Here is a 17077-nt window from a genome sequence, read left to right as displayed (position 1 = left end):
GTCGTCGAGGCGTCCAGCAGGAGCATCTGGTCGTACTCGGGGTGTTCGGCTCGGCGTAGTAGAGAGCAGGGCCGTGCCCGTCGGCGGGGCCGCGCGGTCGGGCAGCGGACGAGGCCAGAGGCGGCTCGTCGACGCGCCCCGGACCGACGTGCAGGAGCGGGAAGCCGCTGGTCTCGCCGCGGAACAGGGTCCGGAACCCGAACCCGTCGGCCCAGAACGTCGCGCTCGCGTCGAGGTCCCGGCACAGCAGGACGGTGCGGCCGATCGTCGTCGTCATGCCCCCGCAGCGTAGCGACCGGGCCGCAGCGCGCCTAGCGTGGGCACATGACCGAGGACAGCGGGATCAGGCAGCGCATCAGCGACCTCGTGGCGCAGGAGCGCACGCTGCGCGAGCAGCTCCGGGCGGGCGAGGTCTCGCCGCCCGCGGAGCAGGAGCGGCTGCGCGCCGTCGAGACCGAGCTCGACCAGTGCTGGGACCTGCTGCGCCAGCGCGACGCCGCGCGCGAGTTCGGCACGGACCCCGACGACGCGCAGGTGCGGGACGCGGGTACGGTGGAGAACTACCTGGACTGACCGCGCCCTTCCCCAGACGGTCCGTCCTTCGAGCACAACAGGAGCCAGTGACATGACGACCACCAGCGAGCAGGCCGCCCACAGCCCCCTCCCGACCGGGACCGAGGGCCGCGACATCCCTGGTCACGCCGGTGCCGTGGTGCGCTTCCTCCTGACGTTCGCGCTGTTCATCGGCGGCCTCGTGCTCATGGGCGCCGGTGGCTCCCAGGTCGAGGGCGCCCCCTGGCTCTTCGTGGGCGGCATCGCCGCGTGCACGCTCGCCTTCATGTTCCCGATGATGGGCACGGGCACGACCGAGCGCTAAAGCACGTACCACCGCGAGGCGCGCACACAGCCCCGAGGTACGCACACCTCGAGGTACGTACACCGCGAGGCGGTGCCGAGGTCCTCCGCCTCGGCACCGCCTCGCGTCCTGTCCGTCGCGCGGTGACCGCGCCGCCTTACGGCGCGAGCGTGGCGCGCACCCGCTGCGCCGCCGCGACGACGTGCTCGAGCGACGGCACGGTCTCCTCGTAGCGGCGCGTCTTGAGGCCGCAGTCCGGGTTGACCCACACGAGGCGCGGGTCGATCGCCTTCACCGCGAGCTCGAGCAGCTCCGTGACCTCCTCGGCCGACGGCACGCGCGGGCTGTGGATGTCGTAGACGCCCGGCCCGATCCCGCGGCCGTACCCGGCGGCGGCGAGCTCCGGCACGATCTCCATGCGTGACCGCGCGGCCTCGACCGACGTCACGTCGGCGTCGAGCCCGTCGATCGCGTCGATGACCTCGCCGAACTCCGAGTAGCACAGGTGGGTGTGGACCTGCGTCGACGCGGCCACGCCCGACGTCGCGAGCCGGAACGAGCGCACCGACCAGTCGAGGTACGCCGGCTGGTCCGCGCGGCGCAGCGGCAGCAGCTCGCGCAGCGCGGGCTCGTCCACCTGCACGATCCCGATGCCCGCCGCCTCGAGGTCGGCGATCTCGTCGCGCAGCGCGAGCCCCACCTGGACGGCGGTGTCGCCGAGCGGCTGGTCGTCGCGCACGAACGACCACGCGAGGATCGTGACCGGGCCCGTGAGCATGCCCTTGACGGGCTTGTCGGTGAGCGACGCCGTGTACGCGGACCACTCGACGGTGATCGGGGCCGGCCGCGTGACGTCGCCCCACAGCACCGGCGGGCGCACGCAGCGGGACCCGTACGACTGCACCCAGCCGTTCGCGGTGACGGCGAACCCGTCGAGGTGCTCCGCGAAGTACTGGACCATGTCGTTGCGCTCGGGCTCGCCGTGCACGAGCACGTCGAGGCCGATCTGCTCCTGGAGCGTGACGACGCGCCCGATCTCCGCGCGCATCTCGGCCGTGTACGCGGCGTCCGACAGCTCGCCCTTCGTCCACAGCGCCCGCGCGCGCCGGATCTCCGGCGTCTGCGGGAACGAGCCGATCGTCGTCGTCGGCAGGGGCGGCAGCGCGAGGCGCTCCGCCTGGGCGGCGGCCCGCTCCGCGTACGGGCCGCGCGCGACGTCCGCGTCGGTCAGCGCGGCCGCGAGCTCGCGCACCGCGGGCACGACGACGCCCGCCGCCGTCCGCCGGGACGCGACGGCGGCGCTCGACGCCGCGAGCTCGTCGGCCACGGCGTCGCGGCCCGCGGTGAGCGCGCGCGCGAGCGTCGCGACCTCGCCGACCTTCTGGTCGGCGAACGCGAGCCAGTCGCGCAGGCGCGGGTCGAGTGCGGTACGCGGCGCCCCCGGCGTCCCCGGCTCGGCGAACGTCTCGTCCTCGACGTCGTGCGGCACGTGCAGCAGCGACGTCGACGTGCCGACGGCGAGCGCACCCGCCCCGAGGCCGCCGGCCGCACCGGTCAGCGACTCGAGCACGTCGAGCTTCGCGGCGAGGTCGGCGCGCCACACGTTGTGGCCGTCGACGACGCCCGCGACGAGCGTCTTCGTCGCCAGACCCGGCACGGTGCCGTCCTCGGCGGTGCCCGCGGGCAGCGCGCCCCGGACGAGGTCGATCGCGATCGCGTCGACGTCGGTGGCCGCGAGCAGGGCGAGGCCGTCGAGCGGCGCCGTGCCCCCGCCGTCGGTCGTGCCGTCGGTCGTGCCGTCGGTCGTGGGAGCCTGCAGCCCCCCGTACGGCGCGGCGACGAGGATCGCGGGCCGCGCGCCGCCCGCCGAACCCCGGCCTGCGTCCCCGTCGCGCGCCGGATCGGTGTGCGACCCGGGGTTCGGCACGTCGCCGGTCGTCTCCGGGGCGAGGGCGAGGTCGGTGGCGAGCACGCGGTAGGCGCGCTCGACCGCCGCGGCCAGCTCCGCGGGCGGCACGTCGACGGAGTCGGTGACGAGCACGGGCTCGTCGAGCTGCACCCACGGCGCCCCGGCTGCGGCGAGCGCCCGGAGCAGCCCGGCGTAGGCGGCGACGACGTCGTCGAGGCGGTCGAGCGGCGAGTACCCCGCGGGCGCGTCGTCGGCGGCCTTCGACAGCGCGAGGAAGGTCACCGGCCCGACGACGACCGGCCGCGTCACGACGCCGGCCTCCTTCGCCTCGACGAACTCGCGCACGATCCGGTCGTCCGCGAACCGGATCGGGGTGTCCGGCCCGATCTCGGGCACGAGGTAGTGGTAGTTCGTGTCGAACCACTTGGTCATCTCGAGCGGAGCGTCCTCGCCCCGGCCGCGCGCCACGGTGAAGTAGCCCGCCAAGTCCAGCGCGGCCCCGTCGCCCGGCGCCGCCCCGGCGAGCGACGCGAACCGGGACGGCACCGCGCCGAGGAGGGCCGCGGCGTCGAGCACCTGGTCGTAGAAGGAGAACGAGCCCGGGACGGACGCGTCGTCGGCGCCGAGCCCGAGCTCGACGAGGCGGCGCACGGTCGCGAGGCGCAGCTCGCGGGCCGTGGCCTCCAGCTCGTCGGCGCTCGTGCGGCCGGCCCAGAAGGCCTCCACGGCCTTCTTGAGCTCGCGGCGGCGCCGATGCGCGGGTAGCCGAGGACCGTACCGGCGGGGAACGGGACGGGCTCGCCGGCCGGGAGGTGGGTAGGGGAGGGTACGGAAGCGGTCATGATCGATACCTCTTGCTGGTCCGGTGGACCGGTCAGACCGTGGTGCCGCGCGCGGCGGCCCCGGTCGTGGGCAGGGAGGTGCCGGTGACCCACGGCCCGCTGGCCAGGTCCGGGCCGCCCGGGAGGTCGAGCGCGGCCGGGCCGCCCCCGTCCCCGCGCGTCCCGCCGCCGAGGTGGACACCCTCGAGCAGGTCGAGTGCGGCGTGGTGCTTGTTGAACGTGTACACGTGCAGACCGGGAGCGCCCGCGTCGAGGACGCGCTGCGCGAGGTCGACCGAGTACGCGATCCCGTAGGCGTGCTGCGCCTGCGGGTCGGGCAGGGCGTCGAGCGCCTCCAGCAGGTGCCGGGGGGCGGGGACGCCCATGAGCTCCTCGACGCGACGCAGCCGTCGCGGCTCCGTCGTGGGCAGCAGCCCGGCGAGGATGGGGATCGTCACGCCGGCCGCGCGAGCCTCGGCGACGAAGTCGGTGTACGACGACGCGTCGTAGAAGAGCTGGGTGATCGCGAAGCTCGCCCCGGCCTGCTGCTTCTGCCACAGGCGGCGGACCTCCTGCGCGCGCGTCGTCCCGGCGGGGTGGTTGCCGTCGGGGAACGTCGCGACGGCGATCGTGAGCGGCCGGGCCGCGCCGCGCAGGGCCGACGACGGGTCCGCCGCGCAGCGCGACGCCTCGACCTCGCGCAGCAGGGCGACGAGCTCGATGCTCGACCGCACGCCGTCGGGCGCGGGTACCCAGTCCGGCTGGTCCTTCGGCGGGTCGCCGCGCAGCGCGAGGAAGCTGCGCACGCCGGCGTCGAGGAACTCGGAGATGACCTCCTCGACGTCCTCGCGCGAGGCCCCCACGCACGTGAGGTGGGCGATCGGGAGCACGGGCGTGCCCTGCACGAGACGCGAGATGACCTCGCGCGACGTCGCACGGTCGGTGCCCGCCGCGCGTAGGTCACGGAGACGAAGTCCGGGTGCGTCGCGACGAGCCGTCGTGCGGTCTCCCAGAACTTCGGGGCGGCGTCGGGCCGGCGCGGCGGCATGAGCTCGAACGACACCGTGGGCCGTGCGCCGCCCCCGTGCGCCCGGCCGACGGCGTGCGCGACGCTCACGGCGCGACCTCGCCGGGACGGCGCACGACCGGGCGGTGCGCGAAGGATGCCTCGTGGACCATAGTCACTCCATCGACCCTGGCGTTAGCACCTTTGTCCTCGGGAGGCTTCCGTCGGCGGGTTGCTGCGGTGTCGTCGAGCCAGGACTCTCGACCGCTCTGGATGGTGGGCACGAGCCTACGGGTCATCCGCCATGCGGTCGAGACCGGCCAGCATCTGAGACGACGTGACGGGGGGTGAGACGGCCGGACCGGGCGGGACGAGCTCGCCGCGCGGTCCCGCCGGGCGCACGCTACCTTCGGACGGTCCAGCGACGGAGGGTCCCGCCCGTGCCGAACCGCTCGTCCCGCGTCCTGCGTGCGCCGCGTCCGGCGGCGGCCGCCGGGGCGCTGCTGCTCGCCCTCGCGGTCCTGGTCGCCCTCGCCGTGCCGGCCGCCCGCACCGCGGTGGCGCAGACCGACACCGGCATTCTCTCGCTGTTCAAGCGCATCGAGAACCTCGACACCGGCTCGTCCGAGGGACGCCGCGAGCTGTGGACGATGCACGCGCGCAACCTCGACACGGGCGAGGAGCTCGAGGGCGACGGGCTCAACGGCGTCCAGTCGCTCACGGTGCCCGCGGGGACGTACCGGATCTGGGAGACCGGGGGCGTCGCGGGGTTCCGGTTCCAGAACTGGAACTGCGGGGGAGAGGACATCCTCGACGCGACGCCCGAGGTCGTCGTCCCCCCGGGCGGCACGCTGACCTGCACGGTCGACAACGAGGCGATCTCCCCGACGCTCACGCTCGTCAAGGACGTCGTGGGCGGCACGGCGTCGCCCGAGGACTGGACGCTGCGCGCCCAGGGGCCCTCGTCGGTCGCCGGGGCGTCGGGCTCCGACGCCGTGACCGACCGACCGGTGCGCATCGGGCAGTACACGCTGTCGGAGGAGGGCGGTCCCGACGGCTACCGCACCGAGGGCTGGTCGTGCGACGGCGCGGACCTCGTCGGCGACGTCGTGACGATCGACCTCGCGCAGTCGGTGACCTGCACGGTGCGGAACGTCGGGCCGGTCACGCCGACCGTGCCCACGCTCACGCTCGTCAAGGAGGTCGTCGGCGGTCCCGCGGCGGCGGAGGACTGGACGCTCACGGCCACCGGCCCGCAGACGCTCTCGGGGGCCACGGGAGCGGCGGAGGTCACCGCCGTCGAGGTGCAGCCCGGCGCCTACGCGCTCGGCGAGGACGGCCCGCCCGGGTACGACGGCGCGTGGTCCTGCACCGGCGCGGCCGCCGGGGACGGCTCCGCCGGGACGGTGAGCGTCGCCGCGGGCGAGGACGTGGTCTGCACGGCGACGAACACGTGGAGCGGCGGGACGCTCACCCTGACCAAGCTGCTCGAGGGGGAGCGGTTCGCCGTCCCCGAGCACTGGACCCTGACCGCGACCGGCCCCGACGCGACGATCACGGGCCGGTCCGGGTCCGCGGCGGTCACCGGCGCGCCCGTCCCCGCGGGCGACTACGTGCTCGCCGAGGACGGCTGGAGCGGCTTCGCCGCCGGGCCCTGGGAGTGCACGGGCGGGACCGTGACGGGCGACGTCGTCACCGTGCCCGCGGGCGGCGACGTCTCCTGCACGATCACCAACACGCCGCTGCCGTCGCTGCTCACGCTCGTCAAGGAGGTCGACGGCGGCCCCGCGGCGCGGAGGACTGGACGCTGACGGCCACCGGCCCCGGGCCCGACGGGAACGAGGCCACGGTCACCGGGCCGTCCGGCAGCGTCGCGGTGACGCAGGTCGACGTCGGCGAGGGCGTGCACGCGCTGTCCGAGTCCGGCGGGCCGGCGGGGTACGAGCAGGGCGCGTGGGAGTGCGTCGGCGGAGTGCTGCAGGCGGGGACGAGCGTCGTCGTCGGTCCGGACGAGGACGTCGTGTGCACGGTGACCAACACGTACGTCGACGCGACGCTCACCCTGGTCAAGGAGGTCGTGGGCGGGTCCGCCGACCCGGCGGCGTGGACGCTCGCGGCCGCGTCCGAGGGCGGGACCACCGTCCTCGAGGGGGCGACGGGCAGCGACGCCGTCACGTCCGTCCCGGTGCCGACGGGCACCTACGCGCTCACGGAGTCGGGCGGGTACGGCGGCTACGCCTCCGAGGGCTGGGCGTGCGACGGCGGGACGCTCGACGGCAGCACGGTGACGCTCGGTGCGGGCGACGACGTCACGTGCGTCGTGACGAACCGTGCCGAGCTCCCGCACCTCACGCTCGTCAAGGAGCTCGACGACCGCGGGTACACCGGGGACGCGCAGGCCACCGACTGGACGCTCACCGCGAGCGCCGGGAGCGGGACGATCGCCGGTGCGACGGGCAGCCCGGAGGTCTCGCACGTCACCGTCGACCCGGGCCTGCACGTGCTCGGCGAGACGGGCGGCCCCGACGGCTGGACCGCCTCGCGCTGGACCTGCGACGGTGCGCGCGTCGTGCGGCTGCCCTCGCTCGCGGACCCCGGGACGCTGGTCTCGGTCGTCGTCGTCCGGGCGGGCGACGACGTCACCTGCGCCGTGACGAACCACTGGCTGGCCGGCACGCTCACGCTCCACAAGGAGGTCGTGGACGACGCCGCACCCGCCGACGACTGGACGCTCACCGCCGCGGGACCCTCCCCGCTCGCGGGGTTCGACGGCAGCCCCGACGTCACGGCCGTGCCCGTCGCGGCGGGCACCTACGACCTGGCGGAGACCGGCGGCGCGGTCGAGCACGAGCAGGGGCCGTGGGCGTGCGACGGCGGCGAGCTCGTCGACGCGGACACCGTCCGGGTGGACGACGGCGCGGACGTGGTGTGCACGGTGACGAACACCGTCGTCGAAACCCCGCCGACCCCGACCCCCACCCCGACCGACCCGACCTCCCCGCCCACCGACGGACCGTCCCCGGACGACCCCGGCACGGGCCCGGACGACGGCGCGGGCCGCGACGACACTGCGGACGACGCGGGGGGCGGGGCCATGGCGGCGACCGGCGCGAGCGTCGGGGCGCTCCTCGCCGTGGCCCTCGTCGCGCTGACGACCGGCGGCGTGCTCCTCGCGCTGCGCCGGCGAGCCGGCTGAGGACAGGGGACGCGACGTGGCCGACGACGACGTACCTCCGCACCGTCGCCGCGCGCTGCGCGAGACCGTCACGGTGGTCGTGCTGTCGATCACCGCCGTGCTGACGGCCTGGAGCGGGTTCGAGGCGAGCAAGTGGGGCGGCGAGATGTCGATCGCCTTCTCCCGCGCTCGACGCAGCGCATCGAGGCCGCCCGTGACGCCGCGACCGCGGACGCGGCGCGGGCCGTGGACCTGCAGATCTTCAGCCTGTGGCTCGAGGCGTACGCGACGGACGACGCCGAGCTGGAGGAGTTCACGCGCCAGCGGTTCACCGACCACTTCGCGCCGGCATTCGAGGAGTGGGTGGCCGAGCGGCCGCTGCAGAACCCCGACGCGGCGCGCAGCCCGTTCGCCCTGGACGCGTACGTCCCGCCGGGCGAGGTCGAGGCGGCGCAGGCCGACGCGCGCGCCGACGCGTACTTCGCCCAAGCGCTGGAGAACAACCAGCGCGGCGACAACTACACCCTCGTCACGGTGCTCTTCGCCCTCGTGCTCTTCTTCGGCGCGTTCGCGGGCCGCTTCCGTACCGAGCGCGCGTCGTGGGCCATGGTGGGGGCGGCGTGCGTGCTGCTGGTGGTGGGCGTCGGCTTCCTGCTCGCCTTCCCGAAGATCGTCTGACCCGAGGACGCGAGATGGAACGCACGACCACCGACCCCGACGACCTCATCGCCTCCCTGCCCGACCGCTTCCGGGACGACGTCGCGCGGCTCGACGCCGAGATCTCGCGCGTGATGGCCGGCCACCCGCGCGTCCTGTGGGAGGGCGTGTTCTGGGGCGGCACGCAGCAGCGCATCATCGGCTACGGCGACCTCGTGCAGCGGCGGTCGCGCGGCGAGCCCGTGGAGTGGTTCGTCGTCGGCCTCGCGGCGCAGAAGGACCACCTGAGCCTGTACGTCAACGCGGTCGAGGACGGCCGGTACCTCACGGAGGTGCACGGGCCGGAGCTCGGGGACGTGAAGGTCGGCAAGGCCGCCGTGACGTTCCGCTCGCTCGACCGCGTCGACCTCGACGCGCTCCTGCGCCTCGTCGCGCGCGCCGCCGCCCAGGTCGGCCCCGGCCCGCGCTGACGCGTCCGCCGGGTGGCGCGCGGCAGAGGCCGTTAGGGTCGGCAGGTCCCCCCGAGGAGGTCCCGTGCCCCGACCGACGCACGCCGGGCCCTGGCGACGCCACGCCGTCCCGGTCGTCGCGGCCCTGGTCGTCGCGCTCGGTGTCCTCGACCTCGCGGGGTGGGCCGGAGCCCTGCGCGGCCGCGAGGACGTCGTGCTGCTCACGGGCGCCGAGCCGTTCGTCGGGCACTGGGACGTGCGGGCGGGCGCCGGGTCCGTCGTCGCCGTCGCGGTCGTCGCCGCGGTCGTCGCGCTCGGTCCTCGCCTCGCCACGACGCTGCGTCTCCCCGCGCTCCTGGCCGTCTCGGGCGCCACGGCGCTCGCGTTCGCGGTCGCGCTCGGCGCGCTCACCTCGTGGGGTCGCCTGACCGCGCCGATGCGCAGCCGGCACGAGTACCTGCCCGTCGTGCCCGAGGCGGCCGCGGACCCCGCCGGGTTCGTCGCCGGCTTCACGCAGGGCATCGAGGGATACCCGATCCACGTGCGCGGGCACCCGCCCGGGTTCGTGCTCGTCCTGGCGGCGCTCGACCGGGTCGGGCTCGGCGGGGCGGGCTGGGCCACGGCGCTCGTCGTCGTCGCGGGGGCGAGCGTCGTCGTGGCCGTCGCGGTGACGCTGGCCCGGCTGGGCGGGGACGCGGGGGAGCGGACGGCGCGTCGCGCGCTCCCGGCCGTCGTCCTCGCCCCGGCCGTCCTGTGGGTCGCGACGTCGGCCGACGCCTTCTTCGCCGCCGTCCGCGTCGTGGGGCGTCGCGGCGCTCGCGGTCGCGTCCACGACGCCGCGCGCCGGGGTGCGGTGGTGCCTCGCGGTCGTCGCCGGCGCCCTGCTGGGGGCGTGCCCGTTCCTGTCGTACGGGCTGCTGCACATGGGCGTCGTCGCGCTCGTCGTCCCGTGGGTCGCGCGCCGCTGGGCGCCGACCGTCGTCGCGGGCGCCGTCGTGGTGCTCGCCGTCATCGCCTGGGGAGCGGCGGGCTTCTGGCTCTGGGACGGGATCGAGGCCACGCGGGAGCAGTGGGCGGCCGGCTCGGGGACCGGCCGGCCCTACCTGTACTTCCTCGCGGCCGACGTCGTCCTGCTGGGCGTGCTCGTCGGACCGGCCGGGGCCGGCGGGCTGACGCGCGTCGCGCGGCTCGACCGGCCGGCGCGTGCGCTCGTGCTCGTGGCCGTCGGGTCGGCGCTGCTCGGCGCCCTCAGCGGGTTCGAGCGCGGCGAGGTCGAGCGGATCTGGCTGCCGCTCGCGTGCTGGGTCGCCCCGGCGGCCGCGGCGCTCGTCGACCCGGGCCGGGCGACGGCCTGGCGGTGGTGGCTCGTCGCGCAGGGCGCCGCGACGCTCGTGCTGGCCACCGTGCTGCGCTCGCCGTGGTGACGCGTGATGGCGCGTGATGGCGCGACCGCCGCCGGGTGCGCGCCGCCACGCCGACCTAGGCTCGGGGCATGAGCACGCCCGAGCCCCGCGCGGCGCGCCGCGGCCGGGCTCGTCCCCCGTCGCCCCCGCGGACGGCGGACTTCCGCTCGTCCGTGCACGACCCGCGCGTGGTCGCCCGGGTCGGCGCGCTGCTCGGGTCGGCCGTGGTGGTCCTGTTCGTCACCGGCATGGTCTCCCACCTGCACCAGCACCCCGTCCCGTGGCTCGGGTTCGGGCCGTCGCCGTCGTGGGGCTACCGCGTGACGCAGGGTGTCCACGTCGCGGTGGGAATCGCATGCGTGCCGCTCCTCCTCGCCAAGCTCTACGCCGCCTACCCGCGCCTGTTCGAGCGGCCCGTGCTGCGCGGCTGGCGGCACGCGGTGGAGCGCGCGTCGATCGCGGTGCTCGTCGCGGCCACGACGTTCCAGGTCGTCACGGGCGTGCTCAACGTCTTCCAGGTCTACCCCTGGCGGTTCAGCTTCGTCGCCGTCCACTACGCGACGGCCTGGGTGGTGCTCGGGTCCGTCGTCGCGCACGTCGGGGTGAAGCTGCCGACGATCGTCGTCGCCCTGCGCGCCTCGCTCGCGGACGCGTGGCCGGAGGTGGCGGGGAGCGCCCGCGCCACCACCGGCCACGGCGCCCCCGCGACCGCGCCGTCCACCGGCGTGCCGCCCTCGGGCGCACCGGCCGCCGGCGCGCCCGAGGGCGAGCCGACGCGCCGCGGCTTCCTCGCGGCCGTCGCCGCGACGACGCTCGGCGTCGTCGCGCTCAGCGTGGGGCAGACGGTGCGCCCGCTCGCGCCGTTCGCCGTGCTCGCGCCGCGCGACCCGCGCGTCGGCCCCCAGGGGCTGCCCGTGAACAAGACCGCGCGGTCCGCCGGCGTCGAGGACACCGCGACCGACCCGGCGTGGCGCCTGGTGCTCGACGGCCCGGCCGGCACCCGCGAGCTCTCTCGCGACGAGCTGCTCGGGCTCGGGCTCGTCACGGCCGTCGTGCCGATCGCGTGCGTCGAGGGCTGGAGCGCGACCGCCACGTGGCAGGGCGTGCGCGTGCGCGACCTCGTGCGTCTCGTCGGCGGCACCGAGCGGGACGACGTGCGGGTCGAGAGCCTGCAGGAGGGCGGGTCGTACCGGGAGTCGTTCCTGCCGGCGGCGTACGTCGCGGCCGACGACACCCTGCTCGCGCTGCGGCTCTCGGGCGAGGACCTCGACCTGGACCACGGCTACCCGGCGCGCGTGATCGCGCCCAACCGGCCCGGCGTGCTCCAGACCAAGTGGGTGTCGCGGGTCGCGGTGCTCCCGGCGGAGAAGGCCGCGTGAGTGCCGCGCGTGGCCGAGGGCCGGCCGAGGCGGGCACGGTGCCGCCGGGCCTGCGCTGGTCCCGGCGCGTGCTCGTCGTGGGCGGCGCCGCGCTCGTCGGCTTCGGTGCGTGGACCGCGTGGTCCACCGTCCCGCGCGGGCAGTGGTCGTCGGCGCTCGCCTGGCTGGCCGGGGGCGTCGTCGTGCACGACGCCGTCCTCGCCCCCCTGGCGGTCGCGCTCGGCGCGGCCGTGCTGCCCCGGGGTGCCGCCCGGTACCGGTTTAGGGGCCCTGGTCATCCGGGCCCCGCTGCGCGGCGGGCTGCTCGCCGCGGGGGTCCTCTCGCTCCTGGCCGTCGCCGTCGTCGCCGGGGCGGCGGACCGCCGGCACTGGTCGGTGGTCCCGCAGGACCCGCTCGCGGCCGTCACGACGGCCGCGCTCGTCATCGCGGCGGGCGTCGTGGTCGGTGCGTTCGTCGGTGCGGGGCGTCGTCCCGGCGCAGCACGACGACGGTCCGCCCGTGCGCCGTCCGCTCCCGCGCGACGACGAGGCCGGCGGCGGACGCCACCCCGGTGAGGACCCGCGCGCCGAGCCGCGCCCACGGCATGGGCCGGCTGAGCCGGCCGTCGGCGCCGCGCAGCACCACCGGGGACACGTCGTGCGCGGCGGGGTCCGGGTCGGTCTCGACGAGGACGACCCCGTCGGCCCGGACGAGCGCGCGGCAGCGGCGGAGCAGCGCGGCGGGGTCGCCGCCGATGCCGATGTTGCCGTCCGCGAGGAGCACCGTGCCCCACCGGCCCTCGCCGGGCAGCGCGCTCTCGACCGCACGGTGCAGCACGATCGCGCCGCGGTCCCGGGCACGGCGGACCGCGTCGCCGGACACGTCGATGCCCAGGGTCGCCACGCCGCGCCGTGCGAGCTCCGCCGTGAGGCGGCCCGGCCCGCAGCCGACGTCGAGCACCGGCGCCTCGCAGAGCTCGAGCAGCACGTCGTCCGACGGCGTCGCGGGCGCGGACCAGGTGCCGGCGTCCAGCGGGCGTGCGTCGTCGCCGTCGAGCGCGACGACGGCCTCGCCGTCCAGCGCCGCCTCGTAGAGCACGACGGGGTGGGTCCGTCGCGGCTGGGGCCGCGCGGTGGTCATGCCGGGCCTCCGGACGTGGCGTGCGGGGACGCGGCGGCCTCGCGCCAGCGCCGCGCGAACCGGCTCCCCGGGACCGCGCGCGCGACGGCCTCGGCGTCCGCGGGCTCGTCGACGTCGCGCAGCGTCGGCAGCAGTCCCACGTCGAGCCCCTGCGCGCGCAGGCGCTCGAGCTGCGCGGCGCCCGTCGTCGGCTCCGACATCGGCACGCCCAGGAACAGGTCCGCGTCGGGCTCGCGCAGGCCGACCGCCCAGAACCCGCCGTCCTCGGCGAGGCCGAGGACGGCGTCGTGCCCGTCCAGGTCGACCGCGGCCAGCTCCGGGGCGAGCTGCGGCGTGTCCATGCCGACGAGCAGCGCGGGCCCCGGGTGGTTCGCGAGCACGACGTCGAAGGCCGCGGCGAGGCGGCGGTCGAGCCCGCCGTCGGCCTGCGGCAGCACCGCGAACCCGGGCGGCACCCACGGCCCCGGCGCGCCGTCGAGGACGAGCACGTGGTCGCCCGGGAGCGCCGCGACCGCGGCGAGCGTGTCCGCGAGCGCCGCGGCGGCGACGTCGGCCGCGGCGGCGGGGGAGAGCAGGCTCGTCAGGCGCGTCTTCACGCGCCCGGCGACCGGCTCCTTCGCGAGCACGACGATCGTGCGCGGCGGGTCCAGGGGGGTGCGCGCGCTCATGACGCGAGCACCTTCGACATGTCCCGCACGGCCCGCCACACGCCGAGCGGGGTGCCGGTCACCTTGGAGCGGCCGAGGCGCGGCCGGTACGGCACGTCGACCTCCCGCACGCGCCACCCGGCGTCGGCGGCGGCGACGAGCATCTCCAGGGGGTACCCGGACCGCCGGTCGGCGAGGCCGAGCGCGAGGAGCGCCTCCCGGCGTGCCGCCCGCATCGGGCCGAGGTCGTGCACGGGGACGCCGGTGCGGCGCCGGGTCCGCCGCGCCAGCTCGCGGTTGGCGAGCCGCAGGTGCCACGGCCACGCGCCCGCGGTCGCGCGGCGCCGCCCGAGCACGAGGTCCGCGTCGCCGCGGGCGACGGGGCCGACGACCCGCGGGAGGTCGGCGGGGTCGAGGCTCGCGTCGGCGTCGCAGAACGCGACGACGTCGGCGCTCGCTGCGTGCAGGCCGGTGTCGCACGCGGACCCGAAGCCGCGCACGGGCGCGTCGACCACGAGGGCTCCGTGCGCCCGCGCGACGTCGGCGGACCCGTCGGTCGAGCCGTTGTCGACGACGACCGCGCGCATCCCCGCGGGCAGGCGCGGGAGGAGCCACGCGAGACCCTGGGCCTCGTCGAGGCACGGCAGGACGACGTCGACGGACGGGTGCGGCGTCCCGGCGGCACCCTCCGCCCCGGGAACGCCCGAGGGGACGCTGGTCACGTCCCGACCGTACGGTCGGGACGCCGAGCCTGCTCGTCGACGACCGTCCCGGACCTGCGCCCGGGCGTGGTCCGGGCCGCGTGGGCCTTGCCCGCGGGCCCGACGGCGTGGGCCCGGTCGCGTCGGCGCGGCCGGGTCAGCGTGCGGAGACGCCGACGAGCTCGGCGAGACCCTCGTCGACGGGCACCTCGGCGCGCCAGCCGAGCACGCGCGCGGCCTTCTCGCTCGAGGCGGTGACGTGCCGCACGTCGCCCGCGCGCCACTCGCCGGTGACCACCGGTGCGGGCGCGCCGAGGAGCGCGGCGATGCGGCGCGCGACGTCACCGATCGTCGTCACGACGCCCGAGCCGACGTTGAACGCCTCGACACCGCCCCTCGCCTGCGGCTGCTCGACCGCCGCGAGGACGGCCTGGGCGACGTCGTCGACGTGCACGAGGTCGCGGCGCTGGCCGCCGTCCTCGAAGACGCGCGGCGCGCGGCCGTGCTCGGCCTCGGAGCGGAAGATCGACGCGACGCCCGCGTACGGCGTGTCGCGCGGCATGCCCGGGCCGTACACGTTGTGAAAGCGCAGCGCGGTCGCGGTGGCGCCGGTCGCCCGCGTCCAGGCGGCGAGGAGACGCTCGCCGTGCGCCTTCGTCGCGGCGTACACGTTGCGCGGGTCGAGCGCGGCGTCCTCCGTGACGAGCCCCGGGACGAGCACGCGCCCGCAGGCCGGGCAGCGCGGGTCGAACACGCCCGCGTCGAGGTCGGCCGGTTCGCGCGGGGGCGGGTGCGCCGGCCCGTGCTCGGCGCACGCGTAGGCGCCCTCGCCGTAGACGACCATCGAGCTCGCGTACACGACGTGGGGTGCGCGCCCGCCGGCGGACCGCGCCGCGGCGCGCAGCAGGACCGCGGTGCCGAGGTCGTTGGAGGACACGTAGTCGTCGACGTCGTCGATCCCGACGCCGAGCCCGACCTTCGCGGCGAGGTGCACGACGGCGTCGCGCCCGTCGAGCGCGGACCGCACCGCGTCGGCGTCGCGGACGTCGGCGCGCACGAGCGGGACGTCACCGGGCAGCTCGGGGGTCGTGCGGTCGCCGTGGACGTCGGGCCGCAGCGAGTCGAGGGCGAGGACGTCGTGGCCCGCGGCGGCGAGCGTGCGGGCGGCGACGGAGCCGATGAAACCCCCCCGCCCGTGAGGAGGATGCGCATGCCGTCCAGCATCGGGGCGGCCCGGCGTCCCGGCACCCCGAGGTCGGCACCCCGAGGCCGGCACCCCGAGGTCGGCACGGCGAGACGGTAGCCGGCGCCTCGGCGGGCGGTGACCAGGGGTGCCGTCTAGCGTGGCGGCCGTGACCGACGCCTCCACCGCACCGATCGGGATCCTCGGCGGATCCGGCCTCTACCGCCTGCTCGACGACCCGGAGACCGTGCCGGTGACGACGCCGTTCGGCGACCCGTCCGACGCCCCCAGCCGCGGCACGTTCGCCGGCCGCCCCGTCGTGTTCCTCCCGCGGCACGGCGCCGACCACCGCTTCCCGCCGCACCGCGTGCCGTACCGGGCGAACCTGTGGGCGCTGCGGTCGCTCGGCGTGCGGCAGGTCGTGTCGGCCTCGGCCGTGGGCGGCCTGCGACCGGAGCTGACGGCGGGCACGGTCGTCGTGCCGGACCAGGTCGTCGACCGCACGTGGGGTCGCGAGCACACGGTCTACGGCGACGTCGGCACGGTCGTGCACGTGCCCTTCGCCGACCCCTACTGCCCGCGCGGGCGCCCCGTGGCGGTGCGCGCCGCGGAGGCGGGCCCGCTCCCGGCGGTCGACGGCGGCACGATGGTCGTCATCCAGGGGCCCCGGTTCTCGAGCCGCGCAGAGTCGCGGCGCAACGCGGCGGAGGGCGGGAGCGTCGTCGGGATGACGGGAATGCCCGAGGCGGCGATCGCCCGCGAGCTCGCGCTCTGCTACACGACGCTCGCCCTCGTGACGGACGCCGACGCGGGCGTCGAGAGCGGCGACTCCGTCACGCACGCCGCGGTGCTCGAGGCGTTCGCGCGCAACGTCGTCGCGCTCACAGGCGTGCTGGAGGACGTCGTCGCCGGTCTGCCGGACGACGACGAGTGCGCGTGCCGCCACGTCCTCGACGGCCTCGACCTGCCGTTCGAGCTCCCGTAGCTCGTCGAGAGCGCCGTCTCCGCCCTGCCGAACCCCGGGTCGCGTACCGTTCGGCGCCGTCATCGGTGCGCAACCCGGGGCTCGGCAGCACGGCGGGGCCACGACGCGGCGGGCGACCTCGTGCCGTCCGGCAGAGGTGACGCCTAGGCTCGGGGGCATGGACCTCGAGGAACGCCTGGCCGTCTTCATCGACTACGAGAACCTCGCGCTGGGCGCGCGAGAGCACCTGGGCGGGATGGCGTTCGACTTCGGCCCGATCGCGGACGCGCTCGCGGTGCGCGGGCGCGTCGTGGTCCGCCGCGCGTACGCGGACTGGTCGTACTTCGACGAGGACCGGCGCTCGCTGACGCGCCACCAGGTCGAGCTCATCGAGATGCCGCAGCGCATGGGGGCGTCGCGCAAGAACGCGGCCGACATCAAGATGGTCGTCGACGCGATCGAGATGGCGTTCGAGCGGGAGTACATCTCGACCTTCGTCATGTGTACGGGGGACTCGGACTTCTCCCCGCTCGTCCACAAGCTGCGCGAGCTCAACAAGCGCGTCATCGGGGTCGGCGTGGAGAAGTCGACCTCCCGGCTCCTGCCGCCGGCGTGCGACGAGTTCCTCTTCTACGACCGGCTCGAGGGCGTCGACGTGCCCGACGAGCCGGACGAGCCGCGGCGCGGCGCCTCCCGGCGCGGCCCCGGCGGCAGCGGCGGCCCGGCGCGCGGGCGCCGCCGTGCGTCGTCGGCGCCCGCCCCGGCGCCGAGGCCCGAGCCGACGCGCGAGGAGTCGGCGCCGCGCGG

Annotated in this window: 15 protein-coding genes, 2 pseudogenes and 1 riboswitch; of the genes and pseudogenes, 10 read left to right on the top strand and 7 right to left on the bottom strand. The window is 76.6% G+C overall.

Annotated elements, in window-relative coordinates; translation table 11 throughout:
- Positions 1-277 (bottom strand): VOC family protein (locus tag BJF88_RS13950; RefSeq protein WP_139316086.1); only part of this gene is annotated, 277 nt, incomplete at its 3' end.
- A 47-nt stretch (positions 278-324) separates the two neighbouring features.
- On the opposite strand from BJF88_RS13950, the gene BJF88_RS13945 reads away from it, so the two are divergent.
- Both BJF88_RS13945 and BJF88_RS13940 read left to right on the top strand, forming a co-directional pair.
- Complete coding sequence (locus BJF88_RS13945; RefSeq protein WP_075829258.1) at positions 325-573, top strand: DUF2630 family protein; 249 nt, start codon at positions 325-327, stop codon at positions 571-573.
- Between the two features lie 52 nt (positions 574-625).
- The gene (locus tag BJF88_RS13940) at positions 626-877 is read left to right on the top strand and encodes a hypothetical protein (protein ID WP_255372035.1); all 252 of its coding nucleotides are present in this window, start codon (positions 626-628) and stop codon (positions 875-877) included.
- A gap of 136 nt (positions 878-1013) precedes the next feature.
- On the opposite strand, the pseudogene metE reads toward BJF88_RS13940, so the two are convergent.
- Together metE and BJF88_RS13930 are read right to left on the bottom strand one after the other, a co-directional pair.
- A pseudogene (metE, locus tag BJF88_RS13935) lies at positions 1014-3607 on the bottom strand (5-methyltetrahydropteroyltriglutamate--homocysteine S-methyltransferase).
- 32 nt (positions 3608-3639) lie between these two features.
- A pseudogene (locus tag BJF88_RS13930) lies at positions 3640-4634 on the bottom strand (methylenetetrahydrofolate reductase).
- A gap of 135 nt (positions 4635-4769) precedes the next feature.
- Positions 4770-4872, bottom strand: a riboswitch (SAM riboswitch).
- A 160-nt stretch (positions 4873-5032) separates the two neighbouring features.
- On the opposite strand from BJF88_RS13930, the gene BJF88_RS22350 reads away from it, so the two are divergent.
- The 6 genes from BJF88_RS22350 (at position 5033) to BJF88_RS13900 (ending at position 11655) form a co-directional block, all read left to right on the top strand.
- Positions 5033-6403 carry a hypothetical protein gene (locus BJF88_RS22350; RefSeq protein WP_075829257.1) on the top strand — a complete coding sequence of 457 codons (1371 nt, stop codon included), beginning with the start codon at positions 5033-5035 and terminating at the stop codon, positions 6401-6403.
- Positions 6313-7788, top strand: coding sequence for a hypothetical protein (locus tag BJF88_RS19240; RefSeq protein ID WP_255372036.1), 1476 nt, complete (start codon positions 6313-6315; stop codon positions 7786-7788). Before BJF88_RS22350 ends, BJF88_RS19240 begins: the two co-directional genes overlap by 91 nt.
- A gap of 225 nt (positions 7789-8013) precedes the next feature.
- On the top strand, positions 8014-8445 hold the full coding sequence (locus BJF88_RS13915; RefSeq protein ID WP_255372034.1) for a hypothetical protein: 432 nt from the start codon (positions 8014-8016) through the stop codon (positions 8443-8445).
- Positions 8446-8459: 14 nt separating this feature from the next.
- Positions 8460-8894, top strand: coding sequence for a DUF1801 domain-containing protein (locus BJF88_RS13910; RefSeq protein ID WP_075829255.1), 435 nt, complete (start codon positions 8460-8462; stop codon positions 8892-8894).
- Positions 8895-9721: 827 nt separating this feature from the next.
- Entirely contained in the window at positions 9722-10297 is a 576-nt protein-coding gene (locus BJF88_RS13905) for a hypothetical protein (protein WP_075829254.1), read from the top strand.
- A 68-nt stretch (positions 10298-10365) separates the two neighbouring features.
- Positions 10366-11655 (top strand): molybdopterin-dependent oxidoreductase, encoded by a 1290-nt coding sequence (locus BJF88_RS13900; protein ID WP_083649144.1) that lies wholly within the window; start codon positions 10366-10368, stop codon positions 11653-11655.
- Positions 11656-12076: 421 nt separating this feature from the next.
- On the opposite strand, the gene BJF88_RS13895 is transcribed toward BJF88_RS13900, so the two are convergent.
- The 4 genes from BJF88_RS13895 to BJF88_RS13880 all read right to left on the bottom strand — a co-directional run bounded on the left by BJF88_RS13895 (position 12077) and on the right by BJF88_RS13880 (position 15399).
- Entirely contained in the window at positions 12077-12775 is a 699-nt protein-coding gene (locus BJF88_RS13895; RefSeq protein WP_083649143.1) for a bifunctional 2-polyprenyl-6-hydroxyphenol methylase/3-demethylubiquinol 3-O-methyltransferase UbiG, read from the bottom strand.
- Positions 12772-13443, bottom strand: a complete 672-nt coding sequence (locus BJF88_RS13890; RefSeq protein ID WP_075829253.1) for a DUF2064 domain-containing protein — start codon at positions 13441-13443, stop codon at positions 12772-12774. Before BJF88_RS13890 ends, BJF88_RS13895 begins: the two co-directional genes overlap by 4 nt.
- The gene (locus tag BJF88_RS13885) at positions 13440-14144 is read right to left on the bottom strand and encodes a glycosyltransferase family 2 protein (RefSeq protein ID WP_083649142.1); all 705 of its coding nucleotides are present in this window, start codon (positions 14142-14144) and stop codon (positions 13440-13442) included. The genes BJF88_RS13890 and BJF88_RS13885 overlap by 4 nt, the downstream gene beginning before the upstream one ends.
- Positions 14145-14280: 136 nt before the next feature.
- On the bottom strand, positions 14281-15399 hold the full coding sequence (locus BJF88_RS13880; protein ID WP_083649141.1) for an NAD-dependent epimerase/dehydratase family protein: 1119 nt from the start codon (positions 15397-15399) through the stop codon (positions 14281-14283).
- 76 nt (positions 15400-15475) lie between these two features.
- Between BJF88_RS13880 and BJF88_RS13875 the strand changes: the two genes are divergently transcribed.
- Both BJF88_RS13875 and BJF88_RS13870 read left to right on the top strand, forming a co-directional pair.
- A complete protein-coding gene (locus BJF88_RS13875; RefSeq protein ID WP_075829259.1) occupies positions 15476-16291 on the top strand; it encodes an S-methyl-5'-thioadenosine phosphorylase in 816 nt (271 codons plus the stop codon).
- Positions 16292-16448: 157 nt separating this feature from the next.
- Positions 16449-17077: NYN domain-containing protein (locus BJF88_RS13870; protein ID WP_255372033.1), on the top strand; the 629-nt coding region annotated here is incomplete at its 3' end.

It is taken from the genome of Cellulosimicrobium sp. CUA-896, assembly GCF_001942335.1.
Classification (GTDB): Bacteria; Actinomycetota; Actinomycetes; order Actinomycetales; family Cellulomonadaceae; genus Cellulosimicrobium.
Note: the sequence above shows the minus strand (reverse complement) of the source record. Positions and strands in the feature narration are given on the sequence as shown.